Annotated in this window: 13 protein-coding genes; 11 read left to right on the forward strand and 2 right to left on the reverse strand. The window is 36.9% G+C overall.

Annotated features, from left to right (window positions below):
• The 5 genes from dnaA (at position 1) to KIK00_RS00025 (ending at position 5,447) form a co-directional block, all read left to right on the forward strand.
• On the forward strand, positions 1-1,455 hold the full coding sequence (dnaA, locus tag KIK00_RS00005; protein ID WP_047376841.1) for a chromosomal replication initiator protein DnaA: 1,455 nt from the start codon (positions 1-3) through the stop codon (positions 1,453-1,455).
• Positions 1,456-1,554: 99 nt separating this feature from the next.
• Positions 1,555-2,007, forward strand: coding sequence for a low molecular weight protein-tyrosine-phosphatase (locus KIK00_RS00010; RefSeq protein WP_255814531.1), 453 nt, complete (start codon positions 1,555-1,557; stop codon positions 2,005-2,007).
• Between the two features lie 2 nt (positions 2,008-2,009).
• Positions 2,010-2,510 (forward strand): nuclear transport factor 2 family protein, encoded by a 501-nt coding sequence (locus tag KIK00_RS00015; RefSeq protein ID WP_255814532.1) that lies wholly within the window; start codon positions 2,010-2,012, stop codon positions 2,508-2,510.
• A 4-nt stretch (positions 2,511-2,514) separates the two neighbouring features.
• Positions 2,515-3,213 carry an SAM-dependent methyltransferase gene (locus KIK00_RS00020; RefSeq protein WP_255814533.1) on the forward strand — a complete coding sequence of 233 codons (699 nt, stop codon included), beginning with the start codon at positions 2,515-2,517 and terminating at the stop codon, positions 3,211-3,213.
• A 431-nt stretch (positions 3,214-3,644) separates the two neighbouring features.
• On the forward strand, positions 3,645-5,447 hold the full coding sequence (locus KIK00_RS00025) for a lytic polysaccharide monooxygenase (protein ID WP_255814534.1): 1,803 nt from the start codon (positions 3,645-3,647) through the stop codon (positions 5,445-5,447).
• A 255-nt stretch (positions 5,448-5,702) separates the two neighbouring features.
• On the opposite strand, the gene KIK00_RS00030 is transcribed toward KIK00_RS00025, so the two are convergent.
• On the reverse strand, positions 5,703-6,590 hold the full coding sequence (locus KIK00_RS00030) for a DUF4349 domain-containing protein (protein WP_255814535.1): 888 nt from the start codon (positions 6,588-6,590) through the stop codon (positions 5,703-5,705).
• A gap of 167 nt (positions 6,591-6,757) precedes the next feature.
• Between KIK00_RS00030 and KIK00_RS00035 the strand changes: the two genes are divergently transcribed.
• Complete coding sequence (locus KIK00_RS00035) at positions 6,758-7,825, forward strand: DUF2891 domain-containing protein (RefSeq protein ID WP_255814536.1); 1,068 nt, start codon at positions 6,758-6,760, stop codon at positions 7,823-7,825.
• Here KIK00_RS00035 and KIK00_RS00040 read toward each other — a convergent pair.
• The gene (locus KIK00_RS00040; RefSeq protein ID WP_255814537.1) at positions 7,822-8,295 is read right to left on the reverse strand and encodes a DUF962 domain-containing protein; all 474 of its coding nucleotides are present in this window, start codon (positions 8,293-8,295) and stop codon (positions 7,822-7,824) included. The two genes, KIK00_RS00035 and KIK00_RS00040, sit on opposite strands and share 4 nt — an antisense overlap.
• Before the next feature lie 74 nt (positions 8,296-8,369).
• On the opposite strand from KIK00_RS00040, the gene KIK00_RS00045 reads away from it, so the two are divergent.
• The 5 genes from KIK00_RS00045 to KIK00_RS00065 all read left to right on the forward strand — a co-directional run bounded on the left by KIK00_RS00045 (position 8,370) and on the right by KIK00_RS00065 (position 15,960).
• On the forward strand, positions 8,370-9,215 hold the full coding sequence (locus KIK00_RS00045) for an AraC family transcriptional regulator (protein ID WP_255814538.1): 846 nt from the start codon (positions 8,370-8,372) through the stop codon (positions 9,213-9,215).
• A gap of 89 nt (positions 9,216-9,304) precedes the next feature.
• Positions 9,305-10,615, forward strand: coding sequence for a TolC family protein (locus KIK00_RS00050; protein WP_255814539.1), 1,311 nt, complete (start codon positions 9,305-9,307; stop codon positions 10,613-10,615).
• 24 nt (positions 10,616-10,639) lie between these two features.
• A complete protein-coding gene (locus KIK00_RS00055) occupies positions 10,640-11,758 on the forward strand; it encodes an HlyD family secretion protein (RefSeq protein WP_255814540.1) in 1,119 nt (372 codons plus the stop codon).
• Between the two features lie 101 nt (positions 11,759-11,859).
• Positions 11,860-13,452, forward strand: coding sequence for an MFS transporter (locus KIK00_RS00060; protein WP_255814541.1), 1,593 nt, complete (start codon positions 11,860-11,862; stop codon positions 13,450-13,452).
• A gap of 297 nt (positions 13,453-13,749) precedes the next feature.
• The gene (locus KIK00_RS00065) at positions 13,750-15,960 is read left to right on the forward strand and encodes a TonB-dependent receptor (protein ID WP_255814542.1); all 2,211 of its coding nucleotides are present in this window, start codon (positions 13,750-13,752) and stop codon (positions 15,958-15,960) included.
• Positions 15,961-16,034 lie beyond the last annotated feature (74 nt).

Here is a 16,034-nt window from a genome sequence, read left to right on the forward strand (position 1 = left end):
ATGGATGACAATTTAATGATGATATGGCAGAAATGCCTTCAGTTTATGCGTGATAACCTGAACGCAGCTGAAGACAATTCTGACTTGAAAAAACTTGAAAAATCTTTCGATATGTTATTCGATAAGGTTCAGCCGCTTTCATTAGTAGCAAACAACCTTACGCTTATCGTACCGAGTGATTTTTACAAGGAATATATAGAGGACAATTATCTGTCCTTACTTTCTGCTGCCCTGAAGAAAAATATTGGAAAAGGAGTGAAATTATGGTATTCTGTGATGGAAAACAGACCAAAAGGTGAAGAAAAGCCAGTTACCATGAACATCAAGGGACAAAGTGTTCCTACTCCAAAAACACAGGAAACAATGCCACAAGGATTCTCTGCTAATATTGTAAATCCGTTTGTAGTTCCTGGAATAAGAAAAGTAAATATAGATTCTAACCTTAAGCCTGACTATTCTTTTGATAGTTATGTAGAAGGAGAAAGCAATAAATTTGCAGCCACTGTAGCCAGATCCATTGCAAAAAGACCTGGCGCAACTGCCTTCAACCCGTTATTCTTATACGGAGGTTACGGAGTTGGAAAAACCCACTTAGGACAAGCTGTGGGTCTTGAAGTAAAAAACCAGTTCCCTGATAAAGTAGTTCTTTATCTGTCTTCTGAAAAGTTTATCCAGCAGTTTATCTCTGCTGCCAAAGCACACAAGCAGACGGAATTTGCGAATTTCTACCAAATGGTGGATGTGCTGATTATTGATGATATTCAGTTCTTATCCGGAAAATCAGCAACACAGGATAGTTTCTTCCATATTTTTGATCATCTGCATCAGAACGGAAAACAGATTATCCTTACATCAGATAAGGCTCCTGCTGATATTATGGATATTCAGGACAGAATTGTTTCCCGTTTCAAATGGGGACTTTCTGCAGAAATCAAATCTCCGGATCTATCCACAAGAAGGCAAATCATTGAAGATAAACTAAGCAGAGACGGAATTGTTCTTCCGGGAGATATGCTTGACTTCCTTGCTGTGGAAACGAAAACCAATGTAAGAGAACTTATCGGAGTAATTAACTCTGTGATCGCTTACTCTACAGTATACAAGAGAGACCTGAGTCTTGAATTGCTTAAGGAGACCATTAACAGGATTGCTGCCAACCAGAAAAAGATCATCAACATTCCTTACATCCAGGAAGTAGTATGTGATTATTTTGGAATCAAAAAAGAACAGCTACTGTCAAAAACAAGAAAAAGAGAGATTGCATTACCAAGACAGCTTGCTATGTACTTCTCTAAAGAATTCACCAATTCTACATTTACTAAAATCGGTGAAGAAATGGGAGGCAAAGATCACTCTACGGTAATGTATGCTTGTGATACCATCAAAGATGTATCTAAAATTGATAAAGAAATCAAGAAGTATGTAAAAGACCTTACAGAAAGAATCAAACAATAACATTGTTGAACAAACATAAATTGAAATGAAGGATAGTTTTATTCTTCATTTTTTATTTAGTTTTGTTGGAACAAAAGACTCTTTTTAAATAGATAGGATATGAAAATATTAATGGTCTGTCTGGGCAATATATGCAGAAGCCCTCTGGCAGAGGGAATTATGAAAACCAAGGTGCCGGGAAACTTTGTGGTAGATTCAGCCGGAACTATTTCAATGCATGAAGGAGAACATCCAGACAAAAGAGCTGTTAAAACTGCTGCCAAACATAATATTGACATCTCAAAACAGAGATCAAGACCTATTACCAGAAAAGATTTTGAAACTTTTGATAAGATCTACTGCATGGATATTGATGTATTTGAAGATGTGGTCTCTAAAACCAGGAATGAAGAAGAACGTCAGAAAGTATCTTTGTTTCTGGAAATATTGGGAGATCATAAAAATGCTGAGGTTCCGGACCCTTATTGGGGAGATATGAGCGATTTTGAAAAGGTCTTTCAGCTTCTGGATAAGGGATGTGATGCTATTAAAAACCAAATACTCCAATCATAATTATGAAAAAACTGCTGTTGCTGCTCTTGGTAAGCTTTAATTTTTCTTTTGCCCAAACCAAAGATGAAATTGAAATCCGTAAAGTAATGAGTGACTTTATGGGGTGCATTAAATCCAGAGATGAAGCCAAATATCTCTCGTTATTCCAGGAACCTGTACTCTGGACCGGAATTTATAAAGACAGAACACAGGCAAAGCGTCTGGAGAAAAATCCTAAAGCGGATTACTACTTTGCAGATAACTATAAAGATTTCATCAAAAGTTTTAAAGATGGCAAATCTGAAGAAAAATTTGACAATATTAAGATCGTAGAAGATGGAGCAGTAGCTTCTGCTAATTTCGATTACAGCTTTTGGTACGATGGTAAAATGGAAAACTGGGGAAAAGAGATCTGGACATTGATGAAGATCAACGGAACCTGGAAGATTACTTCCGTTACCTTTTCCATGGATCTGACAAAATATTACCCTCAACCTTCATTAAACGAAAGAATTAAAAAATAATACAATGCTTTTTTTACTCCCTGCTTACTTATCAGAAAATACTTCTATCAACCACTTTTCACCTGTTTTGAAGGATTATATTATGCAGACAGACTATTTCTTTGTGGAAAATGAGAAAACAGCTCGAAAGGTTGTTAAATTTTTTGCTCCGGAAAAAAAGCAGGCTGATCTGAAGTTATTTTTATTAGACAAATACACGGAAAATGCAGATATCAAAGAAGCTCAGGAACTGATGCTGAAAGGGCAGGATTTCGGATTGTTATCAGAAGCTGGTCTGCCTTGTATTGCAGATCCCGGAAATCTGATTGTGAAATGGTGTCATGAGAAAAACATCAGAGTAATCCCTATTTCAGGCCCCTCATCTATTATACTTGCTTTGATTTCCAGCGGATTTAATGGACAGGAATTTAGCTTCCATGGCTATCTTCCTATTGATAAAGGCGAGAAAAAGAAACAGATCATGAATCTTGAAAGCCTTGTTCAGAAAACCGGATATTCACAGATTTTCATGGAAACACCTTACAGAAATAATCAGCTTTTTGAAGATTTGTGTAAGTTTTTGTCACCCAATACCAAACTGTGTATTGCGGCCAATATCAACGACCCGGAACATGAACTCATCAAAACAAAATCTATAAAAGACTGGCAAAAACAAAAACCGGAACTTCATAAAATACCAGCGGTATTTGTGCTTGGGAAATAAATTTAACTCCTTTAGATTTAATAAATTTAAACATAAGGAGTTTTTTAGATTTAGAGGCTGGGAATTGGTTTTCATGATCAATTTTTCAGCCTTTTTTCTTTCTTCTGGCTGCTCAATCATAACTCAAATTGATTATATTTCAATAAAAGGTGATTAATATTATCGTATTTTTCACCTTTTTCTATTGTATAGTATTCTAAATTTATATATAAATATAATATATTATGAATTATTATTTCGTATTGTAATTTATAATATTAACTAATTTGTTTTATTTTAATTAAATTTTATTTAATATTTTATAATTTAAACTGTTTTCGTAGCTTTAAGATAATATCTTTTGTATTCATTTAGTTATTAAGAATACAACAGGTTAAAAATTCAGTTTTATATAAAATTGATTCAATACAACCAACACCAAATATTTAAATATGATTACACGTAAAATTTTTTTTCCGGTATTGCTGATGCTGGCCATACTGGTACCTTCTTTAATTCATCTGTCCGCACACGGATATGTACTAAGTCCTGCTTCAAGAGGATATCAGGGAAGTCTGGATAAGGCTTCGCTTGGTTATTCTGTAGCATTTGGAAAATATGGTTCAGTAATTAATGAACCGGGGTCTCTGGAAGCTCCAAAAGGTTTTCCAGCATCTGGTCCTATAGATGGAAAGATTGCTTCCGCTAATGGAAGTATTGGTGGAGACACTACACTGGATATTCAAACAGCTGACCGCTGGAAGAAAACCAATATCACCACCGGAGTGAATGCCTTTATATGGAAATATCTGGCTTACCATGCCTCTGCGAAATGGCATTATTATATGACAAAGCAGGGCTGGAATCCTAATCAGCCTCTTTCCCGTCAGGATCTTGAGCTTATTGGTACAGTTGTGCATAATGGGACACCGCCGCAGGATAATGTTTCTCATCAGATTACAGTTCCTGCTAACCGTACAGGCTATCATATAATTTTAGCGGTCTGGGATGTAGCAGATACTACCAATGCATTTTATAATGTGATTGATGTTAACGTAACCTCCGGAACAGGAGTTTCTGCACCTGCCACTCCTACAGGATTAACCCAGCTGGGAGTTACCAGTTCTTCAGCTAAAATAAGTTGGACTCCACAGTCAGATGCAGTGTCATATACTATTTTCCGCAACGGACAAAATATTCAGCAGGTAAGTGTGGCAACATTTGAAGATACCGGTTTGACTGCTAATACAGTTTATACGTATGAAATACAGGCAAAAGGTTCTTCAGGGCTTACGTCAGGGAAAAGTGCACCACTCAATGTAAAAACGAATACTGAAGGTACTCTCGAAAAACCTACAGCACCATCAAACCTCCATTCAATGGGAGTTACAGAGAACTCCGTGTCACTCATGTGGATGGCCTCTACACATACACAAGGCATCAAAAATTATCATGTATTTGAAAATGGGATCAAAGTAGGAGAAACTGTGCAAACAAGTTTTATACGAACAGGATTAGCGCAAGACACAGAATATCGTTATACAGTAAGATCTGTTGCGATGAACGATCAGCTCTCTGATATGAGTAATGAATTAAAAGTCAGAACGAAGAAAGTTACACCGGGTAATGGTCAGACGTATTGTGGAGCAGAGCAATATAATGCAGCCAATGCATATCCTACAGCCGGAATGAAAGTTTTCTACTCCTGTAAAATCTGGAAAAACAAGTGGTATGCAAATCCGGGAGAACTTCCAGGAGCCAATATGGTATGGGAGGAAGTAAGTGCATGTACAGAAGGTCCTGGCTGTGAATCAAGCGGTCCGGTGACTTATTGTGGGGCACAGGAATATAATCCTGTAAAAACTTATCCGACATCAGGAACGAAGGTTTTCTATGCCTGCAAGATCTGGGAAAACAAGTGGTATGCAAATCCTGGAGAAGCACCGGGAAGTAATGCTGTGTGGAAAGTTGTAAGCGACTGCAATGAAGGACAGAGTTGTAAAACATCAGGTCTTACCAGTAAAGAAAATGATCTTTCAGTGATCGTATCTGAGCATTTGATCAATTTTGCACCTGAAAGCTTCTATGATAAAATACGCAGAGTAGAGGTCATTACTCCTCACGGACTTCGGATCATGACCTTTATGAACCCAGGAAAAGACAATATGAATATCAGCAGTCTTCAATCTGGAATATATTTTGTGAAGATCCTTTACAAAGATGGAAACAGTATCACTAAAACCATCAGAAAATAACAAAAGAATATAGAAAATAACAAAAGCTGCCTTATCATAAAAGGCGGCTTTTTTTATCATAAATTATTGGGATCTAAATAAATGAATTCTTCGCTGTCTTAGAAATTTTTAATTTCTTTTTTTTCGAAAATATTTAACAGCTGTTAACAAGACTATTGCATTATTCTTGTTTTTAAACACTCTACTGGAAACAGTATAAATTGTTGATAATGCAGTAAAAATCCGGGCATCGAAGATGCCCGGATTTTTAATAAATTAATTCTGATCTTTCTTCTTTGATTTCCATTTTCTCCAAAGAACAATAATAACAGGAATAAGCAAAAAGAGTGGCCATAATGAAACCATTCCTAGCAGAAAGCTTACAAAACTGTTCCAGCCTTCCGTCAGAGAATCTATAAAACGGCTTCCAAAACCTATTTTTGAGGTAGCTGAACTTCTTACTTTCTCTTTATACAGGTTTAAATTCAGCGTACTGTAATTCACACGGTCATCAATAAAGCGAAGTCTGCCTTCAGCAACATCAATCTCATCTTCAAGCTCTCTGATCTTTTCCTGAATTTCAAGCATATCTTTAGTTGTGCTGGCACTTTTAAGCATGTCACGGTATTTTTCAAGATATATTCTTTTGTTGGCCAGCTTAATGGCTACATCAGTATATTCCTCCGTCACATCATTGGATGAAATATTTTTAGACAAAACAGATCCTACTCCGTCCGAAAATGAGTTGATGAGAGCGTCAAAATTTTTATGAGGTACACGGATGATCAGAGTAAGGTTATCATCCATATCCGTATTTTGAAACTCTTCTTTTTGGATATAAGCATTGTTTTTCTTGATGATCTCATTGACTTGGTTCTGTGTTTTTTTAATATCACCCACCTGAATCTTCATATCACCGTTTTTGATGATTTTTTTGGAGATTGTATCTGTTTTCTTTTGGGTATAAAGATCTTTGTTTGTTCCATTGTCATCTGTAAGTAACTTTTCGGAAATAAAATGTGGTGGAGATACAGCTTCTGCAGAAGGCGCTTTATTTTCGATTAGAACTTCCATCATGTCGGCTTTCACTTCATGTTTGTCACCGCCTGATTTGCTGCAATTGATCAGAATAAGACCAGATAATAGGAAAATAATTTTTTTCATGGGTTAGTTAGCTTTTATGAATATGATCAAAAAGTGTGCTCAAAAATGATCATTTGTAAAATGGGTGAAAATTTAAAACGATAGAATGTTGAATGCAAAATCAATAAACGGGTTTAAAACTGACCTGAAAATTGCTGAGACTCATAAATTATTTTTATTTTTAATTCATGAAAAAAAGTCTTTTAGCATTTGTGTTTTCTCCATTTCTTATGTATGCTCAGGAAGCTCCGAAACTTACAGACGAAATGGCGTTGAAATTGTCCGACAAACCTCTTCACTGTATCAATCAGGAATACCCGAATAAAACAGCCCATATCATTAATAATGCAGGGGAGGTTCCTTTGACTCCCAAAGATCTTCACCCCAGTTTTTATGGCTGTTTCGACTGGCATAGCTCTGTTCATGGACATTGGATGCTGACAAGACTTTTGAAAACAAAACCTAATCTGTCTAGTGCCAAAGAAATTGAAAAAATTCTGGATGAATCATTTCAGAAAGATAAACTGAAGATAGAAGCAGATTATTTTACAAAATATCAGTTAACAGGAACTTTCGAAAGAACCTATGGCTGGGCATGGATCCTAAAACTGGATGAAGAACTTACCAACTGGGATCATCCAAAAGCTAAAATATGGCATGAGAACCTGAAACCACTTACAGATCAGATTCTGAAATCCTGGAAAACCTATCTTCCCAAGCAAACCTATCCAAACAGAACCGGAGTTCATCCCAATACTGCTTTTGCAATGGCATTTGCTATAGATTGGGCAAGAGCCAATAAAGATAAAGAGTTTGAAAACCAGCTGATAGAAAAGGCCAAATACTTTTTCTTAAAAGATCAGAAAACTCCTGCTTATCTGGAACCGGACGGATCGGATTTCTTTTCGCCAAGTCTGGAAATTGCAGATCTGATGCGCAGAGTTCTTCCTCAAAAAGAATTTGTACAGTGGCTGAGTGCTTTCTACGAAAAAAGAAGCCTGGAAAATGTAGAAAAAATCCCTGTAGTTAGTGATCTTAGCGATTATCAGACCGTTCACCTTGTGGGATTATCTTTTTCCAAAGCATGGTGTATGAAAGGAATTTCAAACGCACTTCCTGTCAACCATCCGCTGAAAAAAGAATTCAGAAAAACGGCAGATATATTTCTTGCCAACGGACTGCCGCTACTTTTCCAGGGAAATTATGGCGGAGACCACTGGCTGGCAAGTTTTGCCGTATATGCTCTGGAAGATTAATATTTGATTCCGATTTTTTTCAGAATAAAACCTAAAAGCCAGATAGGTCCTATCAAAAGAAACTGAAGATCTTTGAGGAAGGACGGCTTTTGTCCTTCTATTTTATGTCCTATCAACTGGAAAATCCAGGTGATGATGAATACAGAAAGATAAACCATCCATGATTGCCTTCCGACACTGATATTGGTCAGATAGATGAAATGCTCCATGATAAGCATTATCACAATCATCACGATAGCGATCAAAAAAGACAGTCTTATGTAGAACAGAGTAATCAGAATAATCACAATAAGGCTTATGATACTGACACATCCGAAATATGAAGCACAGAAATGAGGTGAGGGAATCAGGGAAGCAAAGCCCAGAATTGTCCAGAAGATTAAAGGCACACAAATCCAGTGAATGAACTTGTTGGTCGCATTTCTATGGCTTTTACTGTATTCGGCAAATAATAAATCAACCTTTCTCATACTGACAGGAAATTGGATTAATGCTAAAATAATAAAATTTTGTAATCACTGGTAAGATTGCTTACATTTGCTTTATGTCTGCCCTAGAAAAATTCGGAGTTGATATTTTTACGGAACATAATATTTTCGAGCGAATAGCTGTGGGTAAACCGTTTCGTCCCGATAATCCTGCTTTTATATTTATTAAATCAGGAACTATAAAACTTCGCCAGCATTTCAGTGATCTGGAGGTTTCTGCCAATATGTTTATGGTAACCGATCCACAAACCATTTATGAAGTGGTGGGAGTAACTGATGATTTTCAGTCCAGGATGGTTTCCTATAAGAGAGAATTTATTTCAGCTTTGTCATTGAAATTTAACCGTCTCATTACCTATCGTTATTTCAGACAGCAGATGAATAAAGGAGTTCCTTTTCCTGAGGACGAAATGGAAGTAGTCTGGAAAAGTGTCAATTTCCTGAAATATATTCTGGATTCTGAAACCGAAATGCTCTATAAGAAAGAAATGGTAGAGCATCTTTTCTCTGTTTTCTGCTATCAGATGGCCGGGATTATTTCCAAGGAAGATAACAGTTCTATGAATCAGATGTCCAGGCAGGAAGAAATCGTGTTTGTATTTCTTACTGATATCGCGGAACACCATCTTACAGAAAGAACCGTTGAGTTTTATGCCGAACGGCAGTCAATTACAACCAGACATCTATCTTCTGTGGTGAAGACCATTACAGGCAAATCTGCAAGTCAAATCATCGCTTTAATTGTCATCAATGAGGCGAAAGTACTCTTAAACTCTTCCAATAAACCGGTTTCAGAGGTTTCTTCTATTCTCGGATTCAGTGATCAATACTCGTTTTCTCACTTTTTTAAGAAGCATCTGGAGGTAAGTCCTACACAGTATAGACATCAGTTCGAAAGCTGAAATCTTACATTTGAACATCTTTTTCCAAAAATCAAACATTTGATTGATTTTATTGTTGACCTAACTTTGCATCTGTAAAACAAGGTAAAATGACACAAAAAATAAAAACAGCACTATCTGTATTGATAGCAGCTTTTCCTGCGCTGTTTTTTTCACAACAGATTAAACAGATGACCGCAGGTGAGGTGGCGGAACTTGCTGTTCAAAATCACCAGCAGCTCAAAGTTTCTGCTCAGAACATTGATATTGCAAAGCAGAATACAAATGTTGTTAAACTTCAGAAACTTCCTACAATCACCGCTTCTACGAGTCAGTTCTATTTAGGAGACGCGGTAGCTATTGACAAAGACTTCTCGAATTCTACAAAAGTTCCGATGCCACATTACGGAAGTTCGTACGCGGTACAGGCAACACAGCTTATCTTCAAAGGAGGATTGGTGAATAAGTCTGTTGAAATGGCAGGACTTCGTGAGCAGCTTTCCGAACTGGATTTAGAGAAAAATAAACAGGATGTAAAATTTTTAGTGATTTCCAATTATCTGGATGTCTATAAAATCATCAATCAGGAAGAAGTATTTCAGAATAACAAAAAACTCGCTCAGGAGCGTCTTAAAAACATTCAGAAATTCTACCAGCAGGGGATGGTAACCAGAAATGAGGTCATTCGTGGAGAATTGGCTATTAAAAACCTGGATCAGGGAATTCTTACTCTTACCAACAATAGGAAAATCCTTAATTATAATTTGAATATTGCTTTAGGCTTATCTTCTGACACGGAGATTGTTCCTACAGAAAGTTTAGAAAACAAAGAATTCGGAATAGGCATGGAATACTATACAGATCTTGCTCATGAAAGTAATCCATTGTTGAAGTCTGCTCAAAAAAATATTGCGGTTGCAGATAAAAATATTGAGATTATCAAAACGGACAATGCACCTACACTGGCTGGATTTGGAGGATATACACTCCAAAGACCGATCACGACTAGAAATCCAGTTTTGGATATGTACTCAGGAGGATGGCAGACCGGGGTTTCTCTCAGTTATAATATTGATACCCTTTATAAAACGAAAGAAAAAGTAAAATTAGGGGAACTGCAAAAGAACCAAGCGAATGATGCCATGACTCTTGTACAGCAGAATGTAGATATGGGAGTGAATGCAGCCTATACAAAATATCAGGAAGCAATTCAGCAGGCAGATATTCTGAATGATTCCAAAAGACTGGCAGAAGAAAACTACAAGATTACAGAAGCCAAATATCTGAATCAATTGGCTGTACAGGCAGAAATGATTGATGCTCAGAACCAGAAACTACAGTCGGAACTTGATTATGCCAATGCTGAAATCAATGTTTTGTATCAGTATTACAACCTTTTGAAATCTACAGGAACACTTTAATTTTTAAAACTGACAATCAACACAATGGAAAACAAGGAACAAACTACTCAAAATACGACACCAACTCCAGCAACATCTGTTGCGGAAAATAAGAAAAAGAAAAATAAAACCAATAAAATCAGAGCCATCATTTCTAATATCATCGTTTTTCTGGTGATCGGTTTCGGATTATTCTGGTTGATACGTGAATATTTCCACATCGGAAGCAAAACCTATACGGAAGCAGCACAGGTAGAAGAATTTATCAACCCCATCAATACAAGAGTTTCGGCATACATCAAAGAAATTAAGTTTATTGAACATCAGCGCGTAAAAAAAGGAGATACGCTGGTAATTCTTGACGAACGTGAAATTCTTACACAGCTGGGACAGGCAGAAGCAGCTTATCAGAATGCTATGGCGCAAAAAACTGCAACAAGTTCTTCTGTGAATACTGTTTCCAACAATATCAACGTAATGCAGTCTAATATTGCGGGAGCAAAAGCCAGATTATGGAATGCAGAACAGAACTTAAACAGATACAGAAATCTTTTATCAGCCGAAGCGGTTACAAGACAGCAATATGATCAGGTGAAGACGGAATATGATGCGCAAAAAGCAGCCTATGAAACTCTAGTGAATCAGAAACAATCTGCAAATCTTTCTACTACAGAAGTGAAAAGCAGATTGGGAATTAATGATGCTGAAATTAAAAGAACAAAATCTGCTTTGGATATGGCCAGAATCAATCTTTCGTATACAGTTATTACCGCACCTTACGATGGAGTAATGGGAAGAAGAACCATTTCTGAAGGTCAGTTGATTCAGCCGGGACAACAGGTTGCAACTATCGTTCTGAATGGTCAGAAATGGGTAACAGCCAACTTCCTGGAAAGCCAGATGCCAAATATCAAAGTAGGAGAAAAAATTTCTATGACAGCTGATGCTTTAGGCGGTAAAAAATTTGAAGGAGTAGTAACAGCGGTTTCAGCGGCTACCGGATCAAGATATTCAAGTGTGCCTACCGATAACTCTACCGGAAACTTCATTAAAGTACAGCAGAGAATTCCTGTAAGAATCGAGTTTACAGCATCCAATAAAAAAGAAGATATGGATAAGTTGAGTGCAGGAATGAATATGAATGTGAATATTAATAAAGACTAGAAGGCGGAAGATATCAGATTTCAGACATTATGCTGTGGAAAGCTGAGGCTGAATGTTGAAAGTCTGTCATCTGATATCTGAAACCTATTACCTAAAAAATCATGTACAACAAAGGATTATATAGCGATTGGGTACCGAAACCCGTACAGCTGCTGCTGATTGTATTACTGCTTGCCGTGGTAATGCCAATCGGTGGGGTGTATACCGGAAATATCAGTTCTCTGGTAAGTGGTACCGGTGCCATGACAGAATATTTTATGTGGGCTAACTATGCCACTACCATTGGGATGGGAGCCTGTATGCCTGTTGTTCTCAGAATCAAAATGAGGTTCAAAGTAAGGGATAAGATGGTTTTACTTCTGGTACTTTTAGGATTGCTCAGTTATGTAAACGGAACTACTTTACAGCCAATGATTTTCATATTTACCTCTTTAGTGATAGGTTTTATGAAAATGATGGTCACCATAGAACTGTTCCTGCCACTGATGGTCATGATTGGAAACCGTGGTATGTTTTACGGAGCTTTCTATACCTTCGTTCTTGTGATGAATCAGGTGGCAACCTATTATGCAGCTGAATTTGCACTTGTCTACAACTGGCAGCAGTTTTACCTGTTCACAGCCGTTTTATGTTTTATTTTAGCTTTAATACACTGGATTTTTATGCATAATAAATATTTTGCGTTAAAAGTTCCACTGCATTATATTGACTGGTTAAGTATTTTGCTTTTCATTTCAACGTTCATGTTTTCGGCTTATGTGTATTCATTCGGAAGACAGCAGGATTGGTTCAATTCGAAGAATATTATGTATGCAAGTATTACAGCTTTTGTGAGTTTTGCATTGCTTTCTATCCGTCAGTTAACTTTAAAAAGACCATACCTTTCTTTTAAAATTTTTACAAAAAATAATGTACAGCACGGCTTGTTCATGCTTTTCTGGCTGGGAATGTTTTTAGGAACAGCTTCTATTCAGAATACTTTTGCGGTTGGTGTGTTGGGCTATGACCAATTGACAAATACCAGACTGAGTCTGCTGATGATTCCCGGAATTATTTTAGCCGGAGTCATTGCCATTTTCTGGTTCAAAAAAGAAAAACCTTTAAAAATGTATATTTTTTCCGGTTTCTCTGCAATGGTTGCATATGCCATTATTATGTACTTTTCTATGGTATTGGAATTCAGTTATGACAACTGGTATCTGCCTATGTTTTTAAAGGGTTACGGAATGTGTTCACTGTTTATCTCCGTATGGTTTTATACACTGGATAAGCTTGAAATGGATGAAATGCTGGCAGCCATCGGACTTGTATTGGTTTGGAGAACTTTCCTTGCCGTAGGAATTTTTTCAACGCTCTATTCATGGTTTCAGTATCGTTTTCAGGTTACAGCAATTGGTGATCTTGCCGTTTATATGGACGGAATGACGGTTACTCCTCAGAATGTAGCGGCTAATATGAAAGCCATTCAGCTAAATGCAATCATCATAGCTACCAAAAAGATATTCGGATATATTATTTTAGTCGGATTTGGAGTATTGATTTATGTTGCCACCCATCATTTTGGAGCAAAACGTTTTCAGTATTTCAGATTTGTGAGAGTTCTTGGCGGTAAATCTGTTATTGCGAGAAGAAGACTTCGTGAAAGGAAAAAATTACTAGAAGAAATAAAAGATGCGGCTGGGCCTGCAATATAAAAATACCTTGTTTTTCACTAGTAAAATCCTGGTCCTTCATTGGGCTGGGATTTTACGCTTTTTAAAGGAGAAACTGGATGCTGGAAGAGGGAAGTAATGAAAGACGGTTTATAGCTATTTATTTTATTTAAAATCTTTAATCCAAAAGAAGTTATTATAACTTTTATTAGATTAAAGATCATAAATAACTTCCAGCTTCTATTTTTTTAAAAGAGGAAAAATCTCATACTTTGTTATTTTTATTCTTTCTAAATAAGAATTATCTTTGTGGAATTATAAAACTTTGAAGTAGAAAGAATGAAAAAGCAGTATGCATTCATAGGTCTTTTGGTTTCGGGAGTTATGCTTTCCCAGACAGTAAAAGATTCTATAGCCTCTAAAGGTATTGAAGATGTGGTGATCGTAGCCTCCAGAAAACCTACAAAAATCTCTGAAGTTCCCGGAACGGTTTGGGTTGTACAAAAAGAAAAGATTCAGGAGCAGGCTAAAAGCGGAGTTCCCATCAAAGAAATGTTGTCGATTCTGATTCCCTCTATGGATATTGGTCCCCAGGGAAGAACCAATTACGGACAGAACATGAGAGGACGTTCAGCACTTGTAATGATTGATGGAGTTTCTCTGAACAGTATCCGTGCAATCAGTCGCCAGCTGGATGCTATTGATCCTTTTAATATTGAAAGAATTGAAGTGCTTTCTGGAGCAAGTTCAATTTATGGAGGCAATGCTACCGGTGGGATTATCAATATTATTACAAAAACACCTTCCAAAAAAGGAATCAGCGGTGAAACTGAACTGGGAGTACGTACCGGATTTATGGGAAAAGATGATCATGATTTCCGTGCAGCACAGTCTATTGCAGCAAAAGGAGATAAGTTCTTCGGAAGATTGGGAGTTGCTTATCAACAGAATGGCGGTGTGTATGGAGCAGATCAGAAACAGCTTTTTACAGACATTACACAGACTGACCTTCAATACAACCAATCAATTGACATCCTTGCTACAGGAGGATATCAGTTTAATAATAAGCACAAAATTACAGCCTCTGTTCAATATTACAATTCCAAATTTAATGGGGACAGAAGTTTGTTTTTAGGTGAAAATCTAAGTGCATTTACTACCAAAAATGCTTCATTACTCGAAATGAGAGATGGCTTCTCATCAGATAAAAATGTTGGAACGGAGCGTTATATGGCAACGGTAGCTTATAACGGAAACGGAATTTTAGGCGGACAGGATTTATATGTACAAGTGGCTACCCGTGGTGAAAAATTAGGATTTTATCCATTCCCGGGAAATGTTACTCTGCAGACAGGGAAAATACCTTATATGTCCTCATCACAGCAGGATACCTATTATTCAGGAATTAAGGCTTTATTATCAAAATCGTGGCGAGGATTGAACGTGACTTATGGAGCAGACTTCGATTTTGAAAAATTTGAGGGAACACAATCTGTTTATGATATTGCGAAGACAATGTCCAGCGGAGGTTTAGTCAATGAAACCAAATACAGTCTGGGAAGATATCCAACCAATCACTCACAGAGCTACGCAGGATATGTTCAGGCAAAATATAATATTCTTCCAAAATTGCAAGTGAATGGAGGAATCCGTTATCAGCATATCAATGTGAAAATGGATGACTTTGTCGGTTCAGAACAGCAGACACAGATTGCCATGGGCTATGGAAGTTCAGCATCTGCAATTCCGGGAGGGGAAAGCTCTTATAATGTGACACTAATGAATGCTGGATTATTATATAAATTTAATGAGCAGCATCAGGTTTGGGGAACTTTTTCCCAGGGAGCAAGCTTAGCAGATCCAGCTAAGTTTTATGGAATTGGCCAGTATAAACTTGTTGGAACCAACTGGGATGTAGTATCCAGTATCAATGTAAAAGAACAGCCTCTTCAAGCTATCAAAACCAATCAGTTTGAAGTAGGATACCGTGTCAACAGAGGAGGGTTAAGAGCTCAGATTGCAGGATTTCTGAGTAATTCTGATAAAACGGTTGCTGTAGATAAAAAGACCTTTCAGATTCTTGTCAATGATTTGAAATTAAGGAACATGGGAATTGAAGCTGAGGTTTCTTATTCCCTAAGCAATGGAGTTTATTTCGGAGCAAGCGGACTTCTGATCAAATCTGAGGTAGATAATAAAGGAGAGTGGCAAAAACAGGAAATTTACAATGCTTCCCCTTCAAAATTAGTGACTTATATTGGATATAACATTAAAAACTGGTCATTCAGATTCCAGTCTTTGCAGAATTTCAAACAGAAAGACGAGCTTAATAATGTTGTGGAAGGCTATAATACTTCAGATTTGATGATAGGATACAGATTCCATTTTGGAAAATTCAACTTAGGAATCCAGAATCTATTCAATACAGACTATCAGACGATATGGAGCAAGCGTTCTCAGGTTTTATATTCTACTTACGGACTTCCGGAATTGTTTAATTATAAAGGAAGAGGCAGAACATTCAACCTTTCTTACACTTTTGAATTTTAAAAATAAGATGAAGGTAAAAATGCCTTGATCTGAAAAATATATTGTATTTCAAATCCGGTTTCTGAGATTATCGG

Source organism: Chryseobacterium sp. MA9 (genome assembly GCF_024399315.1).
Taxonomy (GTDB): domain Bacteria; phylum Bacteroidota; class Bacteroidia; order Flavobacteriales; family Weeksellaceae; genus Chryseobacterium.